Below are 26,947 nucleotides of genomic sequence, written 5' to 3'. Positions count from 1 at the left end.
AAGGGGTGGGACGAGAAGTCTCCCACGGTCTGTACTGGTCAGAGTCAGAATCGAGTCTGTAGTCCCACCCACCCCTTCAAGTCTAAACATACAAGCGAGCCTGCTCGCGATAGCGGTGTGTCAGTCGACAGTAATGCTGACTGACACACCGCTATCGCGAGCAGGCTCGCTCCCACAGTGGTTTCTGGCGTTCAGACTTTTGCGGGAATGACTTCCAAGACGCGAATAATCCCCGCCTCGGGATAATGCCAGCGCACATCCAGATCCCAGAATTGCGCGCCATATTCCCGCTCAGGCGTAGGAATCTGGTACGCCGGGCGTGGGTCTTGTGCCAGGCATTGCTCGATCAGCGCCACCAGCGGTTCTTCAAGGCGCTGAGCGTGGCTGTGAGCCTGTTGCAGTGCTGAATCCGTCCACTGCACGGGAATCAGCTGCGGCGCAGTGCTGGCAATGCTGTTGGAGGCTGTATCGATGATGTCGGCGTAAGGCACGTAGGGTTTGATGTCGAGAATCGGCGTGCCGTCCAGCAGGTCGATACCGGATATCCACAGGCGATTGGCTTCAACCTTGTCCAGCTTCACCACGGATTGGCCGATGCCATTGGGCCGATGCGTCGCGCGGGTGGCGAACACACCCATGGATTTGTTACCGCCGAGACGAGGAGGGCGGACTTTCAGCCGTGGCTTTTCTTCCAGCGCCTGGTGAAACAGGAACAGCAGCCACACGTGGCTGACCTGTTCCAGACCTTGCACCGCATCGCCCTGATCGAACGGCGCCACCAGTTCCAGTACGCCGCGAGCGGCCGGGGCCAGTTGTGGTTGGCGCGGGATCGCGAACTTCTCCTTGAAGCAGGAGCGCACGAAGCCGACGGGGGAGACGCTGTAGGTCATGGGTTTGGGGTCAGAGCGATTTGAGGGTGAGCATGATAACCCACCCAAAGATCGTTCAGAGACTGAACCCGCCATCCAGCGGAATGATGTTCCCGGTCATGTAAGCGCCGGCCGTACTCGCCAGACTGATCGCCAGCGCCGCCATCTCTTCCTCCCGGCCCCAGCGTTTCATTGGAATCAACGCCGTGTCGTCGGCCAACGCCTGCTCATCATTGCCGATGTGCTGCGTCATCTTGCTCGGAAAACGCCCCGGCGCGATGACGTTGACGTTGATGTGCTGGCTCACCAGCTCCCGCGCCAGAATCCGTGACAATTGATGCAGGGCAGCCTTACTTGGTCCGTAGGCATAAGCCTGTTCACCAAAGGAAGAAATCCCCGCCACCGAGCCGATATTGATAATTCGCGCCGGATTCGCGGCCGAACCAGCCTTACGCAGCAACGGCAAAAACTGCTGAATGCAGTTGAACACCGAGGTCACGTTAAGCTGCATGACCTTTTCCCAGCCCTTGACCGGGTAGCTCTCCAGCGGCGCACCCCACGTGGTGCCGGCGTTGTTCACCAGAATATCCAGCTGAGCGATCTGCTCGCCCAGTCGTGTAGCCAGTTGAAGTACACCTTCTTCGGTGGCCAGGTTGGCCGCCACTCCGTGGCAACGACCGAATGCGCTCAACTCGTCAGCCGTTTGCTGACAGGCTTCGGCATCCCGGGCACACACGTACACAGTGGCGCCGGCTTCGACAAAAGCCTTGGCGATCATTTTGCCGATACCACGGGTGCCGCCGGTCACCAGAGCGGTGCGGCCTTGCAGGGAAAAATACGGGTGCATGGCGAATCCTGAGAGCTGAGGGTCAATACACCCTAGTCGTCAGCCGCCAGAAGCGGAGCCACTATTTTTGCGAGGAATGAGGGTCTATACAGCCTGGCTTTGAGCCGCAGGTTTGCAGCTCAAGGCCAGCGGGCATTTACTGCGGGCGAACGCGCAGAGTCAGGCCCTTGAGGAAGTTGCGCAGCAACTGGTCGCCGCACGGGCGGTAGTTGGTGTGGCCGAACTTGCGGAACAGCGCGCTCAGCTCAGGCTTGGACACCGGGAACTCGGAGGCCTTGAGGATGGCGTGCATGTCGTCTTCTTTCAGTTCGAAAGCCACACGCAGTTTCTTCAGGATGATGTTGTTGGTCACCGGCACTTCGATCGGCTGCGGCGGACGGCTTTCGTCCTTGCCGCGCTTGAAGATCACCAGGCCATCGAGGAAATGCGCAATGACTTCATCCGGGCAGCGTACGAAGCCTTCCTCGTCTTCCTCTTTCTTGTCGAGGTACGTCACCAGGTCTGCCAGGGCCACGTCCATGCCGCCGAGCTTGATGATCTCGATGACTTTCTTGTCGCTGATGTCGAGCATGTAGCGCACGCTGCGCAGTACGTCGTTATGAATCATGGTGTGCAATCCTGATATTCAGCAGTGGGCGCCGCGTCAACAGCGGCGCCAAAATGTGTGGCGGCGTGAAAAGTCTTAGAACTTCTCTTTGCCGGACAGGTAACGCCATTGGCCCAACGGCACTTTGCCGATGGACACGCCGCCAATGCGGATGCGGCGGATGGCGACAACCTTCAGGCCTACGGCCTGGCAGAACAGGGCGATGACGCCCGGTTGTGGGTTCTTCATCGCAAAACGCAGGCGGTTTTCGTTCTGCCAGCTGGCTTTGACCGGCGGCAGTTCCTTGCCCTTGTAGGTCAGGCCGTGGTTCAGGCGGTTGAGGCCGTGAGCTACCATGTCGCCTTCAACTTCGACCACATACTCTTGCTCGATCTTGGCGGAGTCGGCAGTGAGTTTGCGCAGGATCTTCCAGTCCTGGGTGAACACCAGAAGACCGCTGGCGTTGGCTTGCAGGTCGGTGCTGGCGGTCAGGCGCAGGAAGTGGCCTTTGAGCGGACGTTTGCTGAAGCGGTGTTCTTCGCTCAAGGTCTCGGCGCTGATCGTTGCCATGGCCGTTTCCGCATCCATACCCGCCGCAACGTTGAACAGGATGGTCACCGGCTCCGGCGCAGTGGCCTTGGCCTCCGGGTCGAGCTCGACTTTCTGGTTCTCGACCTTGAACTGCGGCTCGTCGATGACTTCACCGTCCACGGTGACCCAGCCGCCCTCAATGAACAGCTCAGCCTCCCGACGGGAACAGCCGACGAGTTCGATGAGGCGTTTGGAGAGACGAATCGGGTCAGTCATGACAGGGCCGTAACAAAAAAGGGGTGGGCATTGTACCTGCGTGGCGCCGGTTAATCCCGGTTCCATTTGCGCCGCGTGGCTTTTTGTAGGAGCGAGCCTGCTCGCGATAGCGGTAGTTCAGTCAATTTATCTGTTGACTGACACACCGCTATCGCGAGCAGGCTCACTCCTACACTGGATCCGCGTTGTGTCAGCCGTGTTGTGAGCATTGTTGATTTTGGCGCAAACGCATGTGCAGCAGCGGATAAGGCTGGCCCATGCCATCGACTTCCGAGCGGCCAATCACCTCAAAGCCCTGCTTGAAGTAGAACCCCAGGGCCTGCGGGTTCTGTTCGTTGACGTCCAGTTCGTCGGCATTCAGATGTTCCATCGCATAGCGCAGCAACTGCTTGCCCAGGCCCTGGCCGCGGTGAGCCGGGTCGATGAAGAGCATTTCGATCTTGCCCGCCGCGACCCCGGCGAACCCGGTGATGCGCTGGCGCGGGTCTTTGGTGCAGATCAGCATCACCGCATCGAGATAGCGGGTCAGCACCAGGTTCTTCAGCAGTTCGATGTAGCTGTCCGGCAGAAAGTCATGGGTGGCGCGCACCGAGGCTTCCCAGACTTGAGTGAGCTCTTGGTAGTCGCTCTGTTTCGGCGTGTGGATGACCGAATGTTGGCGCATGGCCGGCTGCCCCTTTTGCAGTTGATGATGCGAATCCTTTCTCCCACAAAACGATAGACGTAAAAAAGCCCCGCATCTCGTCAAGAGAGCAGGGCTTTTCGTATTTTTTGCGTTTAGATCTGTTCAGCCCACAGGTCGTATTCGTCGGCGTCGGTCACTTTGCACCAGACTTTATCGCCTGGTTTCAGGTTGCTGCCGTTGTCGATGAACACATTGCCGTCGATTTCCGGGGCATCGAAGAAGCAGCGGCCAACCGCGCCTTGCTCGTCGACTTCATCGACCAATACTTCGATTTCACGGCCAACGCGCATTTGCAGGCGAGCCGAGCTGATGGCCTGCTGGTGCGCCATGAAGCGATCCCAGCGGTCTTGCTTGACGTCGTCCGGCACGATGGCCGCGTCCAGCAGGTTGGCCGGTGCGCCTTCGACTGGCGAGTACTGGAAGCAGCCGACGCGGTCCAGTTGTGCCTCGGTCAGCCAGTTCAGCAGGTACTGGAAGTCTTCTTCGGTTTCGCCAGGGAAGCCGACGATGAAGGTCGAACGGATGATCAGGTCCGGGCAGATTTCGCGCCAGTTCTTGATGCGCGCCAGGGTCTTGTCTTCGAAGGCCGGGCGTTTCATCGCTTTCAGGATTTTCGGGCTGGCGTGCTGGAACGGGATGTCCAGGTACGGCAGGATTTTTCCGGCGGCCATCAGCGGAATCAGCTCGTCGACGTGCGGGTACGGGTAAACATAGTGCAGACGAACCCAGACGCCGAGCGTGCTCAGGGCTTCGCAGAGTTCGGTCATGCGGGTTTTCACCGGCGCGCCGTTCCAGAAACCGGTGCGGTACTTCACGTCGACGCCGTAGGCGCTGGTGTCTTGCGAGATCACCAACAGCTCTTTAACGCCAGCCTTGACCAGGCGCTGAGCTTCGTCGAGCACGTCACCAACCGGGCGGCTGACCAGTTTGCCGCGCATCGACGGGATGATGCAGAAGCTGCAACTGTGGTTGCAGCCTTCGGAAATCTTCAGGTAGGCGTAGTGGCGCGGGGTCAGCTTGATGCCTTGCGGCGGCACCAGGTCGATCAGCGGGTTGTGATCCTGACGCGGCGGCACGGCGTCGTGCACGGCGTTGACCACTTGCTCGTATTGCTGCGGACCGGTCACGGCCAGCACGCTTGGGTGTACCTTGCGAATGTTGCCTTCTTCGACGCCCATGCAGCCGGTCACGATGACCTTGCCGTTTTCCTTGATGGCTTCGCCGATCACTTCCAGAGACTCAGCCTTGGCCGAGTCGATGAAGCCGCAGGTGTTGACCACCACGACATCGGCGTCCTCGTAAGTGGACACAACGTCATAGCCTTCCATGCGCAGCTGGGTAAGGATGCGCTCAGAGTCGACCAGTGCTTTGGGGCAACCCAGGGATACGAAGCCAACTTTTGGATTGGCCGGCGCAGGAGTGGTGGACATGTCTAACCTCGGTATTTGTGACGCCTCCAGCCGAAGACGGCAAGGCGACAGACGGGCGCTTGGCGTCCTGCCTCGTGAATACGCTGCTTTTTGACGAGTGACTGTTGTTGCCAGGCAAGGCGCCGCGCCGAGTCATAGCTTGCTATGGCGAGAAGCGGCAACGCAGTATGGCAACAACAGGCGCCGTCAAAAAACAGCAGTATTCGCGAGGCAGGACGCTTAGCCTCTGATCAAAAAGTGCGCAATTCTAGCGATGAGAGGCGCACTTGACCAGCTTTATGCAGGGAAATACGACGAGTGCTGCGCTATGCTTCGCGCCTTTACGCTTTACCGATTTTTTACAGTCAACAAAACGTCTGTAACAGTAAGTAAAACAGCGCATGCTGCACGGCAAAGCATAGTGCTTCTTCCAAAGAAGTCCGGTCTGGGTAGTAGGAGTGGTGGATGGGTCAGGCAAGTAGTCAGGCGGCAGGCGCCGAGCATTCGGCGGCAAAGCCGATCGGCATGCTGGTCGCGGCGGTCGGGGTGGTTTATGGCGATATCGGCACGAGCCCGCTGTACACCCTCAAAGAAGTGTTTTCCGGTGGCTATGGCGTGCCCGTCAATCATGACGGGGTGCTGGGGATTCTGGCGCTGATCTTCTGGTCGCTGATCTGGGTTGTGTCGATCAAGTACATGATGTTCGTACTTCGCGCCGACAACCAGGGCGAAGGCGGGATCATGGCCTTGACCGCCCTCGCTCGGCGGGCTGCGGCCGGGCATCCGAAGTTGCGCACTCTGCTGGTGGTCTGCGGGCTGATCGGCGCAGCGCTGTTCTATGGTGACAGCATGATCACGCCGGCGATCTCTGTGCTCTCGGCGATTGAAGGCCTGGGACTGGCTTTCGAGGGTATCGACCATTGGGTAGTGCCACTGTCGCTGATCGTGCTGGTGGCGCTGTTCCTGATTCAGAGTCATGGAACCGCGCGGATCGGCATCCTGTTCGGGCCAATCATGGTCACCTGGTTTGTGGTGCTGGGGGCGCTGGGTGTCTACGGCATCATGCAGCATCCGGAAGTGTTGAAAGCGATGAACCCGGTGTGGGGCGTACGCTTCTTCGTTGTGCACCCGGGCATGGGCGTGGCGATTCTCGGCGCGGTAGTGCTGGCCTTGACCGGTGCCGAAGCGCTGTACGCCGACATGGGCCACTTCGGTCGCAAGCCGATTGCCCGTGCGTGGTTCATCCTCGTGCTGCCGGCGCTGGTGTTGAACTACTTCGGCCAGGGTGCGCTGCTGCTCGGTGATCCGGAGGCCGCGCGCAACCCGTTCTATCTGTTGGCACCGAGCTGGGCGCTGATTCCATTGGTAGGATTGTCGACCATGGCCACGGTGATTGCCTCCCAAGCGGTGATTTCCGGTGCGTTCTCCCTGACCCGTCAGGCGATCCAGCTCGGTTACATTCCACGCATGCACATTCGGCACACCTCCAGCGCCGAACAAGGCCAGATCTACATTGGCGCGGTGAACTGGGCGCTGATGGTCGGCGTGGTGTTACTGGTGCTGGGTTTCGAATCTTCCGGCGCTCTGGCTTCGGCCTACGGCGTGGCAGTGACCGGGACCATGCTGATGACCAGCATTCTGGTGTCGGCGGTGATACTGCTGCTGTGGAAATGGCCTCCGGTCCTCGCGGTTCCGGTGTTGCTTGGATTCCTCTTGGTAGACGGTGTGTACTTCGCCGCCAACGTGCCGAAAATCGTGCAGGGCGGTGCGTTCCCGGTGATCGCCGGTATCGCCCTGTTTGTGCTGATGACCACCTGGAAGCGCGGCAAGCAACTGCTGGTCGATCGTCTCGACGAAGGTGGATTGCCGCTGCCGATCTTCATCAGCAGCATCGCCGTACAACCGCCGCATCGCGTCCAGGGCACCGCCGTGTTTCTGACCGCGCGCCCGGACGCCGTGCCCCATGCGCTGTTGCACAACCTGCTGCATAACCAGGTGCTGCACGAGCAAGTGGTACTGCTGACGGTGGTGTATGAAGACATCCCGCGGGTGCCGACATCACGGCGTTTCGAGGTGGAATCCCACGGCGAAGGCTTCTTCCGGGTGATCCTGCACTTTGGCTTCGTCGACGAGCCGGACGTGCCGCAAGCGCTGAAGCTGTGTCATCTCGATGACCTGGATTTCAGCCCGATGCGCACCACCTACTTCCTCAGCCGCGAGACGGTCATCGCCTCCAAACTCGAAGGCATGGCCCGCTGGCGCGAAGCGCTGTTCGCCTTCATGTTGCAGAACGCCAACGGCAATTTGCGCTTCTTCAATCTGCCGCTGAACCGGGTGATTGAACTGGGGACGCAGGTGGAGATGTAAGCAACATCCAAAAGCCCCCGTTGCCGAAAGGCGGCGGGGGCTTTTTTGTGGCCGGTGTCTCGGCGCCATTAGTTGCGTTCAGGCCGTTGTTTTTTAGATTCTGCTTTTGTCCGAGTTGGTGGCGGCGTCAGTACCTTCACCACATCATCAATTATTAGATTTACAAATTGTTCGGTTCGTTTTTGTAGGCGTGAAACACGCAGGTTGATCAGTTAGCATTTTTTGCAGCTTGCTGTATGTCGAATTCAACGCAATACTCTGCGTAGAACTGTGTGTTCAAATTTGCATGATTGTGTAGAGAGGTGAGTATGACGGCATTACTGGAGCGTGCTGACCAAGCGATATCGGTGACTGCAATGGTCAGGGGGTTCAGCGCAAGGCTCAAAGAAATTTCCAGCCGAGCCACCGAGCGGCTGGTCATTTTCAAGGACAATCAGCCAGCAGCGGTCATTATCAATGTCGATGCATATCAGGAAATGCTCGATGAACTTGAAGATCTGAGGGTTGAAGCAGCCGCTCGGGAGCGACTGATCGGTTTTGATCAGAGCAAGGCAATCAGCCACGACGATTTGCGGGCGCGGTACGCCAGGAAAGACTAAAGGAGCTGTGGATGGTTTGGGGCGTTATCTATCATCCGGAGGTTCAGAAGGATCTGGATCTGCTGGGAGCTGTAGCGGCGAACCGCATTCTTGATGTCATCGAAGAGCGGATTATCAATGGTGAGCCGGATAAGAGCGGCAAGCCCCTAAGAGCCAGCCTTGCAGGCTGTAGACGGATTCGAACAGGCGACACGCGAATTGTTTATCGAGTCGATGGCCACGCAATACAGGTATTGATCGTTGCCGTTGGTGCTCGACGTGACGAAGAGGTCTACGGCGCGGCAGAACGTCGTCTCTAACCAAAAAGCCCCCGCTACCGTAAGGTAACGAGGGCTTTTTTTTCAGCGGTACTCAGATCACTCTTGAGCCGCCGTCTCCTTCGCTTGACGCTTCTCGATCACATCCACCAATCGCTGCGCCAGGGCCGGGTAGTTCTCGTCGAAGTGATGACCGCCAGGCAATTTCATCGCCTCGCCCACGGCGGTCTTGTCGGTGCAGCCGCTCTCGTCGACTTCTTCTTCACCGTAGATGCACACCACTTTCTCCGGCGGCAGCTTGGCCATTTCCGGGCCGGTGGCGGCTTCTTTGCCGGCGTTGCCGAGCCAGCCTTCGACTTCGATTTCGAAGCTGCCGGTGCGGGCGAAGGCCAGCAGGATGATCGCATCGACCCGTTGTTGTTCCGATGGCTCCAGGCGGTTGTAGATGGCGGGCAGGACGTCGGCGCCGAACGAGTAACCGGTCAGGATGAAGCGCTTGGTGCCCCATTTCTGCCGGTAGTGCTGCATCAGTTCGGCGAGGTCCAGGGCGCTTTGCTCGGGGCTCTTGTGCTGCCAGTAGTAGCGCAGGGTGTCGATGCCGACGACCGGGTAGCCGATCTTGGCCATCTCGCCCGCGACGTCGCGGTCCAGGTCGCGCCAGCCGCCGTCACCGGACAGGAACAGGGTCACGGTGTCCTTGGCTTGGCCGGCGGGCACTTCGACCACCGGGATCTGCAGGCCGCCAGCGGCTTTATCGCCACCGACGAGGATCTTGCGCAGTTCGTTGTTCAGCACTTGCGGCAGGTTGATGTCGTAGTCGCTGATGCTGGTTTCGGCGTTGGGTTGATCGCGCACAAAACCGGCGCTGGTGTCGTCCGGGTTGTCGTTCCAGGCCACCAGCCAGTGCCCGTGGGCGGCACTTTTTGGTAGCAGGTGCGTGCAGCCGGGTTTTTCCAGGGCCAGGTCCACCGAGACGGCTTGAGCCTTGTCGTCCTTCTGCTCGGACAACCAGCGCCACGCCAGCACGGCGCCAGGGCCGATGCCGCTGACCAGGGTCGCCGGGCCTTTGAGCTCTCTCAGGGCCGATTGCAGGGCGCGACTTTGCAGCAGGCAGTCTTTGGGCAGGATCACCTGAACAATCTGCGCCGAACCGCTGCGGCTCAGGGTCATCAACTGTTTGTTACTGAGCTTCTGGTCTTCATTGACCGCCACCAGCACCTGGGCGCGTGGCGTGTTGCCGGGGATGACACGGGTCATCGCGGCGCCATCGGCCGGCGTCAGCTGTTCGAGGGTCGGTTCGGGTGCCGGGCGTTTCAGGTACCAGTAGCCGCCACCGACAATCAGGGCCAGGACAACCAATGTGCCCAGTACGTACCGCAAGGAGCGTTGAATCATCAGCGTTTCACCAATCCAGTCAAGCCGCCTGCAATCAGGGCAGCAGTATCGGCCAGGGCAACCAGCGGATCGAGTCCGGCGGGCACGGCCATATAACGGGGTTCCCAGTCAGGCTGGAATTTGTCTTTGAAGCGACGCAAGCCTTGGAAGTTGTAGAGCTGCTCACCACGGCGGAAAACCATCGAGCCCAGACGCTGGGTCAGTGGTGCGCCACGACGGGGTTGTAACCCCGACAACGGCACCATGCCCAGGCTGAAACGCGCGTATCCATGATTTTTATAATGTTGGATCAGACCGACCATCATGAACTCCATGGTCAGCTTGGGGGCGTCCGGGTGCGCGCGCATCAGGTCGAGGCTGGCCAGGTCATGGCCGTAAGTCTCGAGCAGGTTGGCGAACGCCACCGGGCGCCCTTCGAAACGAATCACCGCGACGCGGAAATGCTTGAGGTAATCATCACTGAAACGGCCGAGCGAGAAGCCTTTCTCACGCACGTTCTTGCCGGTCAGCCAGGCATCGGAAATTACCTTGAGCTCGTCCATCGGCGCTTGTCCCGGATCAAAGATCTCCAGCGACAGGCCATCGCGAGTGCCGCGGTTCCAGGTGTAGCGCAGGTCTTTCATCTCTTTGCCTTTGGCCTCGAGATCAAAGCGAAGCAGATCGACCCGGGCTTCTTCGCCGAGCTTGATCGCGGTCAGGCCGATGTCCATGTAGTACGGCAGGTTCTCGGCGCGCACTTGATAGAACACAGGGCGGGCGTGGTGGATGTCGCAGAGGTCGCGGAACTGCCAGATCATTTCCGCCCGTTGCTGGGTTGGACCGATCGGGTCATACAAGGCCACCAGGCTGCGACCACGACGTGCGTACATCAGGAACGCCTGGTCGTTGGGGTGGAACAGCAGCGCCTTGTCACCGGTCAGGGCGAGGCCGCCATCCGGTTGTGCGGAGGCCATCAGGATCTTTACCGCGCGGTCCAGTTCATCGGGTGTTGGCAGATGGATCACCGGGCGCGCGGTGCGCAGCAGCCAGGTCAGGGACACCACCACCAGCAGCACGGCGGCGCCGAGCAGCGAGCGCAAGCCACGCGGGGCATCGGCGTCGAGGGTGAACTGCCACCAGAGCTGATGGCTGTACGGAACATCCTGATAGGCGAACAGCAGCAGCCAGATCGACGCGCCGAGTACGCACAGGCTCGCCACCAGATACAACGGCGAGAACGGCACCTCGGTCAGACGGCTGGGGCGATAGAACGAGCTGCGGAAAACCCCCAGCAGGCTCGCAGTCAGGGTCAGCAAGCAGGCTTCTTCCCAGTCGAAGCCCTTGAGCAGCGAGAGCAAAGCGCCGACCAGCAACAGAATGGTGGTCAGCATCCACGCGGCGGACAGCCGACGGCGCAAGCCTTGAGCGAGCAGCAGGCAGAGGACGCCGGCCAGGCTGGCGCCGAAGTGCGAGGCGTCGACCAGTCGGTGCGGAATCAGAAAACCGATGTGTTCCAGGCGGGTGTCGATTTCCGGGGTCACGCCGGAGAACAGCAAAACAACACCGGACAGGAACACCAGTACCGAGAGGATCGGCGCGGCCAGACCGGAGGCTGCGCGCAGTGTCTGGCGTGTCTGAAACAGGCGCTGACCTTCGTTGATCAGCAAGAACACGCACGCCACCAACAAGGGCAGCACCACATAGATCAGGCGATAGAGCAGCAGCGCGGCGGCCAGTGGGGCAGCGCCGAGTGTGTCGGCGAAGGCGGCCAGCAGGATCGCTTCAAATACGCCGACACCGCCGGGCACATGGCTGAGCACGCCAGCGGCCAGGGCCAGCAGGTACACCAGCAGGAACGCGCCGAAGGGCGGTGCTTCCGGCAGCAACAGATAGAGCACGGTCGCAGCGGCGGCCACGTCCAGGGCGGTGATGATCAGTTGCAGGAAGGTCAGGCGACGGCCGGGGAGGCGCAAGGTGCGGCGCCCGACCTTGACCAGCAGGTTGTCCGGGGAAGGCTGGTCCGGAAGGCGACGGCGGTAGATGCCGATGGCCAATACGCTGAAGAGCAGTAAGACGGCGGCGGCGACAATCCCCAGCAAACCTTCGGACAAACCCAAGGCAGCCGAGGCAGCCGGGAGGTTGCTGAGGGTCGCCAGGGCAGCCAAGGGAGGCAGGGCGCAGCCGAGCGAGAGGCTGGCGAACAGCGTCATATGAGCAACGTCCGAAGCCCCCAGGCCATGACGCGCATATAAACGGTAACGAACCGAGCCCCCCGAGAGCATCGACAGGCCGATGGCATTGCCGATGGCAAATGCGGTGAATCCGCCCAGGGCCAGGATTCGCGGCGCCAGTGTCACGCCCGCGTAGCGGCTGGCTGACCATTCGTAGCCCAGCAGGATAATGAAGCCGACCACAGTCGCGGCCAGCGCGCCCAATAGTGCCGGTTTCGGAACGTCGAGAATCGAGTCGTGCAAAGCGTACAGGTCGAGTTCGCTCAGCAGGTGGCGACAGGCAATCAGCGCGATAGCGAACAACAGCAGAGTGACCGCCAGGCCGATGGGCTGACGATATTTGCTGACCAGATCCAGCAAGCGCAAACGCTCGGCCTTGATCGGTTGTGTCGCTGTGACGGTGTCTTGTGGATCAGACGAGTTGGCGCGCATCAATCACCTCTTGGATTGTGCGCGACAGGATGGGGGTATCCAGCCAAGTTACCAATCCCTGTAGAAAAAAATAATCACAAATATTAACGCCTCTCACCGGGTAGCGGCGATGGCATGTCATCCGTCGTAGAGGGTTCTGTCTGTGGCTCAGCATAGTCTGGGCTCAGAGTATTGGGGATCCCGAACGGCTCGCTACACAGTGGCAGATCATTGTTGCGAAAGGACTTTTTCAACAGATACAAAAAAGGCCACTCTTTCGAGTAGCCTTTTTTGATGTTTGGTTGCGGGAGCCGGATTTGAACCGACGACCTTCGGGTTATGAGCCCGACGAGCTACCAGACTGCTCCATCCCGCGTCTGTGTGGCGGCATTCTACAGGCGAACGCTGGACTGTCAACCGTTAATCCGGAAAGGGGTCAAATAAGCGTAACTGAGCGGCGAACGGTCGCGAGGGAGACTTAAGTTTCGGAATCAGAACGATTTCTCATTTCTGCGCCGTCAGACGTGCCCGCTCGTTTCCATGCTCATTTTTTACAAAAGAGACGCGCACAAAAAAGGCCACTCTTTCGAGTAGCCTTTTTTGATGTTTGGTTGCGGGAGCCGGATTTGAACCGACGACCTTCGGGTTATGAGCCCGACGAGCTACCAGACTGCTCCATCCCGCGTCTGTGTGGCGGCATTCTACAGGCGAACGCCGGAGTGTCTACCGTTAATCCTGAATAAGGTGAAATAAGCGTAAATGAGCGGCGGACGGTGGCGGGGGAGACTTAAGTTTCGGAATCAGAACGATTTTTCAATCCTGCACCGTCAGCCGTTACCCGCTCTTTTCTATCTCGTGTTTACAAAAGAGACGCGCACAAAAAAGGCCACTCTTTCGAGTAGCCTTTCTTGATGTTTGGTTGCGGGAGCCGGATTTGAACCGACGACCTTCGGGTTATGAGCCCGACGAGCTACCAGACTGCTCCATCCCGCGTCTGTGTGTCGGTATTCTACAGAGGATCGACAGGCTGTCAACCTTCAATCCAGAGAAAACCTCTTCCTGTTCAATCGCTTAGCTTGAAAATAGGGCTGGATGATTGGCTGTAAGGCCGACGTGGCAAGGCTTTCAGTTTTATCGGGTGAAGCTTTTCGATTAAGAAAATAAATTCATCGGCACTTTTCCTACATGTAGAAAAGAACATTCAGAGTACTGGTGCTATATACAGGTGTCAGTGAGATACTGCCGATCTGACTTGCCAATACGCCATTTCTTCACCATGAACACTGCATTTATATGACGCAGCGAAAAATCATCCACGTCGATTGTGACTGCTTCTACGCCGCCATCGAGATGCGTGATGACCCGCGCCTGGCCGGAAAACCTCTGGCAGTGGGCGGTTCTGCGGATCGACGTGGCGTGATCGCTACCTGCAATTATGAAGCACGGGCTTATGGGGTGCGCTCGGCCATGTCTTCCGGACATGCCTTGAAACTGTGCCCGGACCTGACCATCGTCAAGCCGCGCATGGAGGCCTATAGAGACGCCTCCAAGGAAATTCACACGATCTTTCGCGATTACACCGACTTGATCGAGCCGCTTTCACTGGATGAGGCCTACCTCGATGTGTCGGACAGTGCGCATTTCGGTGGCAGCGCCACGCGAATTGCCCAGGACATTCGCCGTCGCGTCTCTAATCAACTGCACATCACCGTTTCGGCTGGGGTGGCGCCGAACAAGTTTCTGGCCAAGATCGCCAGCGACTGGAAGAAGCCCAATGGCTTGTTCGTCATTACACCGGATCAGGTCGAGGATTTTGTCAGTGGTTTGCCGGTGAGCAAGTTGCACGGCGTTGGCAAAGTGACCGCAGACAAATTAGGCAGGCTCGGCATCGTCGATTGTTCGCATCTGCGCGAATGGGACAAGTTGGCGCTTGTGCGCGAATTCGGCAGCTTCGGTGAGCGACTCTGGAGCCTGGCCCGAGGGATTGATGACCGGTTGGTGCACAACGACAGTCGTCGGCAGTCGATCAGTGTCGAAAACACCTACGACGTCGACCTGCCGGATCTGGTGAGCTGCCTCGATAAATTACCCGAGCTACTGGAAACCCTGGCTGGCCGCATGGCGCGAATCGACAGCAGCTATCGACCGGGCAAACCGTTCGTCAAAGTGAAATTCCATGACTTCACCCAGACCACTCTTGAGCAGGCCGGGGCAGGGCGGGATTTGGGGAGCTATCAGTTGTTGCTGACCCAGGCGTTCAATCGCGGCGGGAAACCGGTGCGGTTGCTGGGGATTGGGGTAAGGCTGGAGGATTTGCGGGGCGGGTTTGAGCAGCTTGAGTTGTTTGAGCGTTGAGACCTGAAAGCAAAAGATCGCCCATATAGACGATCTTTTAAGGGGCCTTAATTCGGTCCCGGATCCGCGACCAGTCGCCCGGCATTCTTGGTCAATGACTTGAGGAATTCGGTCTGCAGTTCGGGATCGTTGCGCGTCAGTTCGATCAGGCTTTGTTCCAGCTCAGTGGCTTCTTCTTCCAGGCCCAGTTCCGACAAACGTTTGACCCGGTGTACCCACTGGCTCACTTCGTCGTCTTCAAGATCGTCGTAAATCAGCCCATGAGCTTCGAGCAGCTTGCCGCGCAAGGAGCTACTGACCGCCAGGGACGAATCGGTGTGCACATTGTCCTGAGCATTCTGGACACTGATCAGCAGCCGGCTCAGATGATTGATGTCATGTTCGGCGAACGGGCTGTCCAGCAGGTTCACGCGCAATACACCGTTTTTGTCGGTGCTCATCTCGAACGTTTCCTTGCCGGCCTTGACCTCAACCGGACGCTCGCTCCATGGAAGGCTCGAGTATTCGGTGCGCTTGTCGAGCTGAACCTCGTCAATGCCCGCCAGGTTCTGTTGTGCGCGACCATGAGACTGCGTGTTCATGAACGGGTTGAGCCCGGCGAAACCGTAGCTCAACCAGTCTTTCGTCACACTGTCCGGCAGGGTGCCGAGGGCGAACACGTTGACCACGTTCGCACCGACACCGGCCACCACGGCCACCGCACCCAGCGGAATCTCGTAAGCCTCCCGCCAGGGTTGGTAAGGCGTATAGCGATCGTAGTGACGCGTGACTTCGAATTCGGTGACTTCGAACGTCTTCTGCTCGTGGATCTTCACCCGACGTTGCGGCAGCTCAAGCACCTTTGGCTCGCCGACATCAATCTGCAGGCTGTGATCGAGCAATTTACGCTCGACACGTTCCTCGTGCTCGCTGCGTTGTGACATGTGATTGGCACAGCCGCTGACCAGCAGGGTGCCGCACAGGGCGGCACCACCGAGGCCTAAGGTGTTTCGCTTGAACATGACTTCTCTATCTGGTGTCAGCGGCGGATACGGGACTGAAGGAAGGACAGCACGTCTGCGACCGGCAGCGCTTGCGCTTCGGGCTCGGTGCGGCTCTTGTATTCAAGATTGCCTTCGGCGAGGCCGCGGTCACTGACCACGATCCGGTGAGGAATGCCGATCAGCTCCATGTCCGCGAACTTGATGCCCGGGCTGGTTTTCTTGTCGCGGTCGTCCAGCAGTACTTCGAAGCCGGCGGCAGTCAATTGTGCATACAGCTTGTCGGTGGCTTCGCGAACCTGTTCGGTTTCGTAGCGCAGCGGTACCAGCGCGACCTGGAACGGGGCCAGCGTGTCACTCCAGATGATCCCGTTGGCGTCGTTGTTCTGCTCGATGGCCGCAGCCACCACGCGGGAAACGCCGATGCCGTAGCAACCCATTTCCAGGGTCACTGGCTTGCCATTCTCGCCCAGCACTTCGCACTTCATCGCTTTGCTGTACTTGTTGCCCAGCTGGAAGATGTGCCCGACTTCGATGCCGCGCTTGATTTCCAGGGTGCCCTTGCCATCCGGGCTCGGGTCGCCAGCGACCACGTTGCGCAGGTCGGCAACGGTTGGAACCGGCAGATCACGCTCCCAGTTCACGCCGAAATAGTGTTTGTCATCGATGTTTGCACCGATGCCGAAGTCGCTCATCAGCTCGACGGAACGGTCGATGATGATTGGCAGCGGCAGGTTCAACGGGCCGAGGGAGCCGGCACCGGCGCCAATGGCGTCGCGCAGTTCGGCTTCGGAGGCCATGACCAGCGGGCTGGCAACGCCAGGCTGGTTGCCGGCCTTGATTTCGTTCAGCTCGTGGTCGCCACGGATGATCAGTGCAATCAGCTTGCCTTTCTCTTCAGCGTGAACCACGAGGGTCTTGATGGTCTTTTCAATCGGCAGGTTGAAGCCTTCGACCAGTTGCGCAATGGTCTTGGCGTTCGGCGTGTCGACCAGACGCAGCTCTTCGGCAGGTGCGGCGCGGGAAGTTTCGCGTGGCACGGCTTCGGCTTTCTCGATGTTCGCCGCGTAGTCGGAACCGTTGCTGAAGACGATATCGTCTTCGCCGGATTCGGCCAGCACGTGGAACTCGTGGGAGCCGGCACCACCGATCGAACCGTTGTCGGCTTCAACCGGGCGGAATTTCAGGCCCAGACGGGTGAACACGTTGCAATACGCCTGGTGCATGCGGTCATAGGTGACCTGCAGCGATGGCTGGTCAGCGTGGAAGGAGTAGGCGTCCTTCATGATGAATTCGCGACCGCGCATCAAGCCGAAGCGTGGACGGATCTCGTCACGGAATTTGGTCTGGATCTGGTACAGGTTGATCGGCAGCTGTTTGTAGCTGCTCAACTCGTTGCGCATCAGGTCAGTGATGACTTCTTCGTGAGTCGGGCCTGCGCAGAAATCGCGACCGTGGCGATCCTTGAAGCGCAGCAATTCAGGGCCGTACTCTTCCCAGCGACCGGATTCCTGCCACAGCTCAGCCGGTTGGGTGCTCGGCATCAACACTTCGAGAGAGCCCGCGGCGTTCATTTCTTCACGAACGACGGCTTCGACCTTGCGCATCACTCGCAAGCCCATCGGCAGCCAGGTGTAGAGGCCCGAGGCGAGTTTGCGGATCATGCCGGCGCGCAGCATCAGCTGATGGCTGATCACGACCGCGTCGGAAGGCGTTTCTTTCTGTGTGGCGAGCAAAAATTGACTGGTGCGCATGGTTGGCCGTTGTCGGTTGCTGATGACGAGAAATGACTGAGCATTGTACGGGCGAGATCTGCTGGCGTACAGGCGTGCGGTCGGCGGGGTGTGGCGAGAGGGCGGGAATCCCCGCACCCTCTGCGCTGCTTCCTGCTGAAGAACCTACGATTCTTCCGCGACCTGGGTCTGAACCGGATCGGGTGTCGGCGTTGGCGTCGGACCTTCGCGGCGGCTCTCCTGGAACCAGTGCAGCGCGATCAACAGCAGCGTCGGCACGCCGAGCAGGGCAGTGATCAGGAAGAAATTGTGATAACCGAATTTCTCCACCATGACCCCCGAGTAGCCGCCAATCAGGCGTGGCAGCAAGAGCATGATCGAGCTGAGCAGGGCGTACTGGGTCGCGGAGAACTTCAAGTTGGTCAGGCTCGACAGGTAGGCGACAAACGCCGAGGTCGCCAGGCCCGAACTGAAGTTATCCAGGGAAATGGTGAGGATCAGCATGTTCAGGTTGGCGCCCATGTCGGCGAGCATCAGGAACAGCAGGTTGGTGCCGGCTGATGCAATGCCGCCGATGAGCAGAATCGGCAAGATGCCGAAGCGCACAATCAGCAGGCCGCCCATGCCGGCACCGACCAGGGTCATGATCAGGCCAAAGATCTTGCTGACGCTGGCAATCTGATCCTTGGTGAAGCCTTGGTCGATGTAAAACACGTTAGCCATCACGCCCATGACCGTATCGGACATCCGATAGGTGGCGATCAGCCCAAGCAGCAGGAACGCTTGCCAGCGATAGCGCAGAATGAAGTCGTTGATCGGCGTCAGCACCGGCGCCAGACCGCGGCGGCCAATGGCCGACAGGCATATTGCGGTGAGCGTGGTGTAGAGGATTGCCCGCAGGAACGCGCGGTCTTCGAGCAGCAGGTCGAGCACGCTCACACCTTGGAAAAGCACGCTGGCGAAATCGGTGTTGTACAGCTGGGTGAACATGGCCGGCACGGAAACCAGCAGTATGATCAGCACAAACACCGAGGCCAGTTGATGCACAAAGCTATAGCGCCCGGCCTGAAGCTGTGTACGCAGCGGCACCGGCGGTTCGCGCATGAAAAAGGAGGTCAGCAGCGCCGGAACCATCAAGGCGCCGAACAGGATGTAGGTGCCGGCCCATGCCGAATGCTTATAGTTGAAACCGGTGGAACCGAAGCCTTCAGCGAAAAACAGGGCGCCGGCGGTGGCCAGCAGCGCAGCGATCCGATAACCGGACATGTAACTGGCGGCGAGGGCGGCCTGACGGGTGTCGTCGGCGATTTCCAGGCGATAAGCGTCGACCGCGATGTCTTGCGTCGCCGAAGCGAAGGCGACCACCACAGCGATAGCGATCAGCCAGGACAAATGCTTTTGCGGGTCGCAGAAACCCATCCCGATCAGGCCGAGAATGACCAGCGCCTGGGAAAGCACGAGCCAGGAGCGTCGGCGACCGAGCTTGCCGAGCAATGGCAGGCGCCATTGATCGAGCAGCGGTGACCAGACCCATTTAAAGGCGTAGGCCAGGCCGATCAGGCTTGCATAGCCAATGGTTTCGCGAGCCACACCGGCTTCGCGCAGCCAGACCGAAAGTGTCGAAAACACCAGCATGTAGGGCAAGCCGGCGGCGAAACCAAGCAGCAACAGTACGAGCGTCGATGGGCTGGCATAGGCGGCGAGCGCGGCGCGCCAGGTTTTACGGGGCATGGGCTGGAGTCTGCCTCAAGAAATACGGAAACAAAGCGCGCACTCTAACCGCTGTGCTCTACCGGGCGCCAGCCATGGCGCTGAATATCAACACGATTGTTCAGGATACTGATGCCCTCCATGCGCAAACGCGCGCGTTGTTCATCCCCCGAAGGGCTGCCTGCAGGCAGGCTGATACGCCCGCCGGCGCCGAGCACGCGGTGCCAGGGTAATTTGCTGTCGCCCGGCAGTTGGCTCAGTGTCCGTCCGACGAAGCGGGCGGCGCGACCCAGGCCCGCCAGCTCGGCGAGCTGACCGTAACTTACGACTTTGCCCTCTGGGACTTGCGCCAGTGTCAGGTACAGCGCCGTGCGTCGGATTTGCGCCGGACTATCGGTTTCAGCGGTTGAGTCGGTCACGTCGGCAGTTCCTGAAAAAGTTCGCCTTACCGTCTGTAGAGTAAATCCTGGATCGCCTATTGAGAAATGAACTCAATAGAAATAGTCGGGTCAGTCCTTGCTAGGGTCTTATTCGTATGGATAATGCCGACTTTTTTTCGCAAATTTGAGCCTGTATTTGCTTATGTTGTCCAGAACCCTGCTGTGCCTCGCTGTCGTCAGTGCCTCCACGCCCTTGCTCGCCGATACCGTCTGGTTGAAGAACGGTGACAAGCTGAGCGGCAAGATCACCGTTTTCGATGGCGGCAAGCTGTTGATCCAGACCGAATACGCCGGTGCCGTCCCGATCGACTGGAAGCAGGTCAAAACCCTGGAAAGCGATCAGGAATTGCTGGTCAAGCAGGATGCCTACACCGGCGAAAAGGCCAAGGCGCTGCATGCGGCAGAAGACGGTAAGGTCACCCTGGCCAACGGCGAGGCTCCCAAGACCGTCGAGCTGGCCAGCATTCAGCAGATCCTCAAGCCCAAGCCGGTGGTAGAGGATTTGGTGTGGAAGGGTAATATCGATGCAGCGCTGGATTATCAACGGGCCGAGAAAGACACCGACGATTACGATATCGACTTCAAGACCACTGCGCGTCATGGCAGATGGCGACACACCGCAGAAGGCGAGTACAACCGCGAATTTCAGGATGACGTGGTCACTACCGACAACTGGCGGGGCGAATACTCGCTCGACCGCTTCCTGACCGAAAAATGGTTCTGGCAAGGGCGCGCGGTCTATAAGCGCGACAAGGTCGAAGAGCTGGCCCGCCAGCGCACAATCGGTACCGGCCCCGGTTACCAATTCTGGGACGACGAGCTGGGCGCATTCTCCCTGGGCTCGCTGGTCAACCGCACGGACTATGAGTTCGCTGACGGCAGCAAAGAAAACTTCTATTCCGTGGCGATGAAGTGGGACTACAACCGCTACCTGATTGGTAAGAGGGTGGAGTTCTTCACGAGCGGCGAAGTGGGCAAGCCGTTGTCGGGCGTAGCGGATTACGCGCTCGATGCTGAAATGGGCTTGCGCTACAAAGTGACCGAATGGGCATCGCTTAACCTGAAGGCCGAGAGAGACATCATCAGCGGCACTGACGAAGCTGATTTGGACAAGACCCGGTACACCGCAGGGTTTGGCGTGGCCTGGTAAGACGCAAAAAATCGCAGCCCAGGGCTGCGATTTTTTTTGCCTGCAAAACAGACAGGCACAAAAAAGCCCCGCTTTTGAGGGCGGGGCTTTTTACTAAAGCAAGTACAAGTTAGATAACTTGAACTTCTTCAGCTTGCATGCCTTTCTGACCGCGGGTAGCGATGAAAGAAACCTGTTGGCCTTCTTTCAGGCTTTTGAAGCCGTCGGATTGGATAGCTTTGAAGTGAACGAACAGGTCGTCACCGGATTGTGGAGTGATGAAGCCGAAGCCTTTTTCATCGTTGAACCACTTAACGGTACCAGTTTGGCGATTAGACATGGTGTAACTCCTTGAACAAAGATAACTGCGACGCAGGAAGAACCCTGGCCGAGACTGAGTGCAAAGAGCAGGAAAAATTCTTGTAGATGGTTGGATCGAAATTCAACATATCGTGTAGAGATTCTCAGTGACACAAGCAGCACAGTGGCGCCACCTTAACCCTTTTTCCGGAACGTGCCAATGCTTCCTGCGAAGGTTTCTCTGTTTTCATGACTGACGGTCCGCCGCTTTACCCGCAAGGGCCAGAAATTACGGGGGATCGGCAAGATTTGTGCCCCGGACTTTGAACCCGAAGCGCGCGCCCGGTAAGATGCCGGACAGATTTTTTCCACCTCGCTATTCAGGACACCCGCCATGAGCATCAAATCGGACAAGTGGATTCGCCGCATGGCGCAAGAGCACGGCATGATCGAGCCCTTCGTCGAGCGCCAGGTGCGCGGCAGCGACGATAGCCGTGTGATCTCCTATGGCGTGTCAAGCTACGGCTACGATGTGCGTTGCACCAATCATTTCAAGGTGTTCACCAACATCAATTCGGCGATCGTCGACCCGAAAAACTTCGATGCCGGCAGCTTCGTCGACATCCACAGTGACGTGTGCATCATTCCGCCGAACTCTTTCGCCCTGGCCAGCACCGTCGAATATTTCCGCATTCCGCGTAATGTATTGACCATTTGCCTGGGTAAAAGCACCTATGCGCGCTGCGGCATCATCGTCAACGTCACGCCGCTTGAGCCTGAGTGGGAGGGTCATGTGACCCTGGAGTTCTCCAATACCACCAATCTGCCGGCGAAAATCTACGCGAACGAAGGCGTGGCACAGATGCTGTTCCTTGAATCCGACGAAGAGTGCGAAGTGTCCTACAAGGACCGTGGCGGCAAGTATCAAGGCCAGCGCGGCGTTACCCTGCCTCGCACCTGATCCGTTCGTCTGGCAGGTCTTGGGAATTCTTGAGCGGGTAGACACTCTATTGGGTGTACTGCCCGGTTCGCGCAATGCGGACGGGCCATCGCTCAGGAGTGCCCTATGAAGATCGATCCGCGAATAAGTGCCGAACTGGCGAAGCTTGAGCCCAATCAGGTTGGCGTTTTGGCTTGGTCCTTGTTGGCACATCCACCCATCAGCATGGCAGGGGGCATCCCCGGTCAGCCTGATCCCGATACCCCCAACGAACAACCCAGCGAGCCCGGTGAACCTACGCTGCCGGATGAGCCGCCTCCTGCGCCCGTTGCTTGATCGCCGCCTGCGAAAAATGAATGGCCAGTCAGCTGATGTCTTTGAAGACGTCAGCTGACTGGCCATATTTCGTTGTAGAGGCGGGAAGTGAGGCTATTTCAGGTTGCCGCTCAGGAACTGCTTCAACCGCTCACTTTTCGGGTTGCCCAGCACGTCGTCCGGTGCGCCTTCTTCCTCCACCAACCCTTTGTGCAGGAACAACACCTGACTTGATACTTTGCGAGCGAAGCTCATTTCGTGGGTCACCATGATCATGGTCCGGCCTTCTTCTGCCAGGCCCTGGATCACCCTGAGCACCTCACCCACCAGTTCGGGATCGAGTGCCGAGGTCGGTTCGTCGAACAGCATGACTTCTGGTTCCATGGCCAACGCCCGAGCGATGGCAACCCGTTGCTGCTGGCCACCGGAAAGAAACGCCGGGTATTGATCCGCCACGCGCGCCGCCAGCCCGACCTTGTCGAGGTAGCGCCGTGCGCGGTCTTCGGCTTCCTGTTTGCTGCAGCCCAGCACCCGGCGCGGGGCCATGGTGATGTTTTCCAGCACGGTCATGTGGCTCCACAGGTTGAAGTGCTGGAACACCATGGCCAGGCGGGTGCGGATTTTTTGCAGTTCATCGGGGTCGGCCACGTGCATGCCATGGCGATCCTTGATCATGCGGATGTTCTGGCCGTCCAGGCTCATGGCGCCGTCATTGGGCTGTTCGAGAAAGTTGATGCAACGCAGGAAGGTACTTTTTCCCGAGCCGCTGGCGCCGATCAGGCTGATGACGTCGCCGGTGTTGGCCTTGAGCGAAACGCCTTTGAGTACTTCATGTTCGCCATAGCTTTTATGCAGGCCTTCAATGGTCAGTTTGTACATGGGGCATGCATCCTCAAGGCGAAAGTAGGTAGCCGCTGCGATAGGCTTCGGTGCCCGCAACGTGGGCGATCACCATGCCGGCAGTGGCCATGCGCCGTAGCGAACGGGCGTACATCAACCCGGCGACGGTGCAATGAACGGGGGTGACGCAGTCAAGGATCGGGTCGATGATTTCAGCGATCAGTTGCCCGGCCTCGAGGTATTCACCTGGCAGCGCGGTGAATACCAGCAGCCCGCCGACCGGAGTTGCCACCGGTTCAACGCCGGCCAGCGGCGTGGCCGGGTAGGGCAGCTCGGGCAGCGACGCGGGTTCGCCAGCAATGGCGCCGAAATGAATCAGGTAATCGATCAGTGCCTGGCAATCGAGGCTGGCCAATGGATGATTGACGTCGCCCTGACCGCGCAATTCGACGGTGACCGAGAAGCTGCCCAGCGGAATATCGAAGTGTTCGCCGAAGCGTTCCTTCAACTGCCACCAGAGCAGGGTGAAGCATTCATCGAATGACTGACCCCCAGAATCGGTGGCCAGCAGACTAGCTTCTGCGCCGATGTACCGCGCCAGTGGCTCGACCTGCGGCCACGCCTCGGGCGTGGTGTAAAGGTGGGCGACCGCCTCGAAATCGCAATGCAGGTCCAGCACCATGTCGGCATCGCAGGCCAGCCGTTGCAGCGCCAGGCGCTGGGATTGCAGTTGCGTGCTGGCCGTCTGCTGAGCGAGGGCATTGCGCAGGCTGCTGCGAATCAGTTCGAGGTTGTGCTGCGGATCGTCGCCGAGCAGGCCTTCGATCTCGTTGCCGACGGCTTCGCTCAGATCGACGAACCAGCGATTGAAGTTCTGCCCGCTTTCGAGGTCGTAACGGCCCAGCGGCACATCCATCAGCACTTGTTCGAGGCCGACCGGGTTGGCCACCGGCACCAGCACGATTTCGCTGCGCAGACGGCCGGCGGCTTCGAGTTCCGCCAGGCGTTGCTTGAGGTGCCAGGCAACCAGCATGCCCGGCATTTCGTCGGCATGCAGGGACGACTGGATGTAAATTTTGCCTTTGGCCGATGATGGGCCGAAGTGAAAGCTGTGAATCTGTCGAGCGGTCCCCGGCAGCGGGGCCAGCAGGTCATGAATCTGGTGGCGCATGTCTCTTTATCCCTAAAGCGGGTCCTAGTGGGTCGGCCCGAGGAAGGCCAGCCATCGGCGTTCGGCGAGGCGGAACAGGCCGACCAGCGCAAAGGTAACGGTCAGGTAGATCAGCGCAGCGATACCGAACGACTGGAAAGTCAGGAAGGTCGCCGAGTTGGCGTCCCGCGCGACTTTCAAGATGTCCGGGATGGTCGCGGTGAAGGCCACGGTGGTTGAGTGCAGCATCAAAATCACTTCGTTGCTGTAATAAGGCAACGAACGACGCAGGGCCGAAGGCATGATCACGTAGGCATACAGCTTCCAGCCTGTCAGACCGTAAGCCTTGGCTGCTTCGACCTCACCGTGCGCCATGCTGCGAATCGCCCCGGCGAAAATCTCCGTGGTGTAGGCGCAGGTATTCAGGGCGAAGGCCAGGATCGTGCAGTTCATCGCATCGCGAAAGAACGCATCCAGTACCGGTTGTGCGCGGATGGCGGCCAGGCTGTAGATGCCGGTGTAGCAAATCAGCAACTGGATATACAGCGGCGTCCCGCGAAACAGATAGGTGTAGAACTGCACCGGCCAGCGGATGTAGAAGTGCGGCGACACCCGGGCGATGGACAGTGGGATCGACACCAGGAAACCGATGAAGATCGACGCGCTGAGCAGCCACAGGGTCATGGCCAGGCCGGTGATGTTCTGGCCGTCGGTATAAAGGAAGGGTTTCCAGTATTCCTGCAAGAGTTCGATCATCGTACGGCCTCCCGGGAACCGGCAGCGTAACGGCGTTCGAGCCAGCGCAGGACGAAGTTGGAAGCGCTGGTAATCAGCAGGTAAATCACCGCGGCCAGCACCAGGAAATAGAACAGTTGATAGGTGCTTTTGCCGGCGTCCTGAGCGGCTTTGACCAGGTCGGCGAGGCCGATGATCGACACCAGCGCAGTGGCCTTGAGCATCACCATCCAGTTATTGCCGATCCCCGGCAGGGCAAAACGCATCATTTGTGGGAACACCACGATCCAGAAACGCTGGCCACGCTTGAGGCCATACGCGGTTGCGGCTTCGACCTGACCGCGCGGGACTGCGAGTATCGCGCCACGGAAGGTCTCGGTGAAGTACGCGCCATAGATGAAGCCCAGGGTGATGACCCCGGCGCTGAACGGGTTGATCTCGATGTATTCCCATTCCATGAAGTCGGTAAACGACGTCAGCCAGGTTTGCAGGCTGTAGAAAATCAACAGCATCAGCACCAGATCCGGCACGCCGCGAATCAGCGTGGTGTAGACCTGCGCCGGCACGCGCACCAGTTTGACTTTGGACAGCTTGGCGCTGGCGCCGAGCAGGCCGAGCAAGACGGCCACCAAGAGCGACAACGCCGATAATTTGATGGTCATCCAGGTGCCTTCCATCAGCAACGGACCGAAGCCCTTGAGGCTGAAGGCTGAGAGCCCCAGATTTTGTAATAGGTTTTCGAACATAAATCAGCAACCTGATCGGATAAAAAAAGCGCCCATCGCGAGATGGGCGCCGGGCATTATTTGCCGCTGTACAGATTCAGATCGCCAAAGTGTTTCTTTTGAATCTCGGCGTATTTGCCATCATCGTGTAACGCTTTGATACCTTTATCCAAAAGCGCTTTCAGCTCGGTGTTACCTTTCTTAATACCGACAGCCGTTTTGGCCGGCAGCAAAGCGTTGTCGACTGGCTTGCTGACATCGTAATCGGCACCCTGTGGCGACTTCAGGAAGCCCAGTTCGGCTTGCAGCATGTCCTGAATCCCTGCGTCGAGACGACCGGAAGTCAAGTCGGCATAGACCTGATCCTGGTTGGCGTAGGCCTGGGTTTTAACGCCTGCCTTGTCCAAAACGGCTTTGGCATAGGCTTCCTGGATGGTGCCTTGTTCGTAGCCCACGGTCTTGCCCTTGAGCGAGGCGACGTCTTCAGTCACGCCAGAACCTTTCTTGAACACGTAGGCGGTTGGGCCGGAGAACAGTTCGCTGGAGAAGTCGATGACTTTTTCGCGGGCTTCGGTGACGGTCATCGAAGAGATCACACCGTCGAATTTATTGGCCTTCAGGCCCGGAATCATGCCGTCGAAATCGCTTTCGACCCATTTGCACTTGACCTTCAGTTCGGCGCAGATCGCGTTACCCAGATCGATGTCGAAGCCTACCAGGCTACCGTCAGCCGCTTTCGACTCAAACGGGGCGTAGGAAGGGTCAACGCCAAAACGCAATTCCTTGTATTCCTTGGCCAGCGCGGAACCGGCTGCCATGCACAACGCCAGTGCAGAAAGGGTCAGCAATGCTTTTTTCATTATTCAATCCCTAAAAACCAATATGAGCGCTTGTGGCGCAGAATTATTGTTACTGGAAAGCGTAAGACCCTATGAAAGTAGCAATTTCCGAACCAGAGTCCCGAACAAGTGTTTTAAAAGGTGATTCAAGAAATGGCAAGGAGGGATTTGTGCACGAAAACGGGCGCCGGAATATAGCCGCACCAACTTGAATCAGGAACGCACAAAACCCTGTGGGAGTGAGCCTGCTCGCGATAGCGGTGGTTCAGTAACATTTATGTCGACTGACACACCGCTATCGCGAGCAGGCTCAC

At 58.7% G+C, this 26,947-nt stretch carries 25 protein-coding genes and 3 tRNA genes; 7 read left to right on the top strand and 21 right to left on the bottom strand.

Annotated features, from left to right (window positions below):
- Positions 1-191: 191 nt before the first annotated feature.
- The 6 genes from tsaA to rimO form a co-directional block, all read right to left on the bottom strand.
- On the bottom strand, positions 192-890 hold the full coding sequence (gene tsaA / locus QF010_RS18845; RefSeq protein WP_033058941.1) for a tRNA (N6-threonylcarbamoyladenosine(37)-N6)-methyltransferase TrmO: 699 nt from the start codon (positions 888-890) through the stop codon (positions 192-194).
- A gap of 55 nt (positions 891-945) precedes the next feature.
- On the bottom strand, positions 946-1,716 hold the full coding sequence (locus tag QF010_RS18840; protein ID WP_033058943.1) for an SDR family oxidoreductase: 771 nt from the start codon (positions 1,714-1,716) through the stop codon (positions 946-948).
- Between the two features lie 136 nt (positions 1,717-1,852).
- Entirely contained in the window at positions 1,853-2,323 is a 471-nt protein-coding gene (locus QF010_RS18835) for a YehS family protein (protein ID WP_033058945.1), read from the bottom strand.
- A gap of 75 nt (positions 2,324-2,398) precedes the next feature.
- On the bottom strand, positions 2,399-3,109 hold the full coding sequence (locus tag QF010_RS18830; protein WP_033058947.1) for an rRNA pseudouridine synthase: 711 nt from the start codon (positions 3,107-3,109) through the stop codon (positions 2,399-2,401).
- Positions 3,110-3,299: 190 nt separating this feature from the next.
- The gene (locus QF010_RS18825) at positions 3,300-3,773 is read right to left on the bottom strand and encodes a GNAT family N-acetyltransferase (RefSeq protein WP_046054606.1); all 474 of its coding nucleotides are present in this window, start codon (positions 3,771-3,773) and stop codon (positions 3,300-3,302) included.
- 113 nt (positions 3,774-3,886) lie between these two features.
- Positions 3,887-5,224, bottom strand: coding sequence for a 30S ribosomal protein S12 methylthiotransferase RimO (gene rimO / locus QF010_RS18820; RefSeq protein WP_008153968.1), 1,338 nt, complete (start codon positions 5,222-5,224; stop codon positions 3,887-3,889).
- Between the two features lie 444 nt (positions 5,225-5,668).
- Here rimO and QF010_RS18815 point away from each other — a divergent pair, with 444 nt between their 5' ends.
- The 3 genes from QF010_RS18815 (at position 5,669) to QF010_RS18805 (ending at position 8,468) form a co-directional block, all read left to right on the top strand.
- Positions 5,669-7,570: a potassium transporter Kup gene (locus tag QF010_RS18815; RefSeq protein WP_033058951.1), complete on the top strand. Its 1,902-nt coding sequence runs from the start codon at positions 5,669-5,671 to the stop codon at positions 7,568-7,570.
- Positions 7,571-7,878: 308 nt separating this feature from the next.
- Positions 7,879-8,169: a type II toxin-antitoxin system Phd/YefM family antitoxin gene (locus QF010_RS18810; RefSeq protein ID WP_429512022.1), complete on the top strand. Its 291-nt coding sequence runs from the start codon at positions 7,879-7,881 to the stop codon at positions 8,167-8,169.
- An 11-nt stretch (positions 8,170-8,180) separates the two neighbouring features.
- Positions 8,181-8,468 carry a type II toxin-antitoxin system RelE family toxin gene (locus QF010_RS18805; protein WP_429512024.1) on the top strand — a complete coding sequence of 96 codons (288 nt, stop codon included), beginning with the start codon at positions 8,181-8,183 and terminating at the stop codon, positions 8,466-8,468.
- Positions 8,469-8,525: 57 nt separating this feature from the next.
- On the opposite strand, the gene QF010_RS18800 is transcribed toward QF010_RS18805, so the two are convergent.
- From QF010_RS18800 to QF010_RS18780, 5 genes are all read right to left on the bottom strand, one after another.
- Positions 8,526-9,821: a virulence factor family protein gene (locus QF010_RS18800; RefSeq protein ID WP_429533670.1), complete on the bottom strand. Its 1,296-nt coding sequence runs from the start codon at positions 9,819-9,821 to the stop codon at positions 8,526-8,528.
- The gene (gene mprF / locus QF010_RS18795; RefSeq protein ID WP_033058955.1) at positions 9,821-12,463 is read right to left on the bottom strand and encodes a bifunctional lysylphosphatidylglycerol flippase/synthetase MprF; all 2,643 of its coding nucleotides are present in this window, start codon (positions 12,461-12,463) and stop codon (positions 9,821-9,823) included. The genes QF010_RS18800 and mprF overlap by 1 nt, the downstream gene beginning before the upstream one ends.
- A 278-nt stretch (positions 12,464-12,741) precedes the next feature.
- A tRNA-Met gene (locus QF010_RS18790) sits at positions 12,742-12,818 on the bottom strand.
- Positions 12,819-13,050: 232 nt separating this feature from the next.
- Positions 13,051-13,127 (bottom strand) — tRNA-Met (locus QF010_RS18785).
- A 231-nt stretch (positions 13,128-13,358) separates the two neighbouring features.
- A tRNA-Met gene (locus tag QF010_RS18780) sits at positions 13,359-13,435 on the bottom strand.
- 300 nt (positions 13,436-13,735) lie between these two features.
- Here QF010_RS18780 and dinB point away from each other — a divergent pair.
- Entirely contained in the window at positions 13,736-14,797 is a 1,062-nt protein-coding gene (dinB, locus tag QF010_RS18775; protein WP_429533669.1) for a DNA polymerase IV, read from the top strand.
- A gap of 47 nt (positions 14,798-14,844) precedes the next feature.
- Here the strand turns inward: dinB and QF010_RS18770 are convergent, their stop codons facing one another.
- The 4 genes from QF010_RS18770 to QF010_RS18755 all read right to left on the bottom strand — a co-directional run bounded on the left by QF010_RS18770 (position 14,845) and on the right by QF010_RS18755 (position 19,639).
- A complete protein-coding gene (locus tag QF010_RS18770; protein ID WP_033058958.1) occupies positions 14,845-15,798 on the bottom strand; it encodes a hypothetical protein in 954 nt (317 codons plus the stop codon).
- Between the two features lie 17 nt (positions 15,799-15,815).
- Entirely contained in the window at positions 15,816-17,531 is a 1,716-nt protein-coding gene (locus QF010_RS18765; RefSeq protein WP_429533668.1) for a proline--tRNA ligase, read from the bottom strand.
- Positions 17,532-17,675: 144 nt separating this feature from the next.
- Positions 17,676-19,241: an AmpG family muropeptide MFS transporter gene (locus QF010_RS18760; protein ID WP_429533667.1), complete on the bottom strand. Its 1,566-nt coding sequence runs from the start codon at positions 19,239-19,241 to the stop codon at positions 17,676-17,678.
- 44 nt (positions 19,242-19,285) lie between these two features.
- A complete protein-coding gene (locus tag QF010_RS18755) occupies positions 19,286-19,639 on the bottom strand; it encodes an MGMT family protein (protein WP_033058964.1) in 354 nt (117 codons plus the stop codon).
- Between the two features lie 163 nt (positions 19,640-19,802).
- Here QF010_RS18755 and QF010_RS18750 point away from each other — a divergent pair, with 163 nt between their 5' ends.
- Positions 19,803-20,810 (top strand): DUF481 domain-containing protein, encoded by a 1,008-nt coding sequence (locus QF010_RS18750; protein WP_429533666.1) that lies wholly within the window; start codon positions 19,803-19,805, stop codon positions 20,808-20,810.
- 109 nt (positions 20,811-20,919) lie between these two features.
- Here QF010_RS18750 and QF010_RS18745 read toward each other — a convergent pair whose 3' ends face one another.
- Entirely contained in the window at positions 20,920-21,129 is a 210-nt protein-coding gene (locus QF010_RS18745) for a cold-shock protein (protein ID WP_002554837.1), read from the bottom strand.
- Between the two features lie 354 nt (positions 21,130-21,483).
- Between QF010_RS18745 and dcd the strand changes: the two genes are divergently transcribed.
- Together dcd and QF010_RS18735 are read left to right on the top strand one after the other, a co-directional pair.
- Entirely contained in the window at positions 21,484-22,050 is a 567-nt protein-coding gene (gene dcd, locus QF010_RS18740) for a dCTP deaminase (RefSeq protein WP_007904652.1), read from the top strand.
- A 105-nt stretch (positions 22,051-22,155) separates the two neighbouring features.
- Positions 22,156-22,365 carry a hypothetical protein gene (locus QF010_RS18735; RefSeq protein ID WP_429533665.1) on the top strand — a complete coding sequence of 70 codons (210 nt, stop codon included), beginning with the start codon at positions 22,156-22,158 and terminating at the stop codon, positions 22,363-22,365.
- Between the two features lie 93 nt (positions 22,366-22,458).
- On the opposite strand, the gene QF010_RS18730 is transcribed toward QF010_RS18735, so the two are convergent.
- Genes QF010_RS18730 through QF010_RS18710 form a run of 5 tightly spaced genes read right to left on the bottom strand, consistent with a single transcriptional unit; the run spans position 22,459 to position 26,654 of the window.
- Entirely contained in the window at positions 22,459-23,223 is a 765-nt protein-coding gene (locus QF010_RS18730) for an ABC transporter ATP-binding protein (RefSeq protein WP_429533664.1), read from the bottom strand.
- A 13-nt stretch (positions 23,224-23,236) separates the two neighbouring features.
- The gene (locus QF010_RS18725; protein WP_033058971.1) at positions 23,237-24,355 is read right to left on the bottom strand and encodes a succinylglutamate desuccinylase/aspartoacylase family protein; all 1,119 of its coding nucleotides are present in this window, start codon (positions 24,353-24,355) and stop codon (positions 23,237-23,239) included.
- A gap of 24 nt (positions 24,356-24,379) precedes the next feature.
- Positions 24,380-25,090, bottom strand: a complete 711-nt coding sequence (locus tag QF010_RS18720) for an ABC transporter permease (RefSeq protein WP_429533663.1) — start codon at positions 25,088-25,090, stop codon at positions 24,380-24,382.
- Positions 25,087-25,815, bottom strand: a complete 729-nt coding sequence (locus QF010_RS18715) for an ABC transporter permease (RefSeq protein WP_033058975.1) — start codon at positions 25,813-25,815, stop codon at positions 25,087-25,089. The genes QF010_RS18720 and QF010_RS18715 overlap by 4 nt, the downstream gene beginning before the upstream one ends.
- Before the next feature lie 56 nt (positions 25,816-25,871).
- A complete protein-coding gene (locus QF010_RS18710) occupies positions 25,872-26,654 on the bottom strand; it encodes a transporter substrate-binding domain-containing protein (protein ID WP_033058977.1) in 783 nt (260 codons plus the stop codon).
- Positions 26,655-26,947 lie beyond the last annotated feature (293 nt).

The sequence above is a fragment of the Pseudomonas silensiensis genome (assembly GCF_050434865.1).
Classification (GTDB): Bacteria; Pseudomonadota; Gammaproteobacteria; order Pseudomonadales; family Pseudomonadaceae; genus Aquipseudomonas; species Aquipseudomonas fluorescens_W.
Note: the sequence above shows the minus strand (reverse complement) of the source record. Positions and strands in the feature narration are given on the sequence as shown.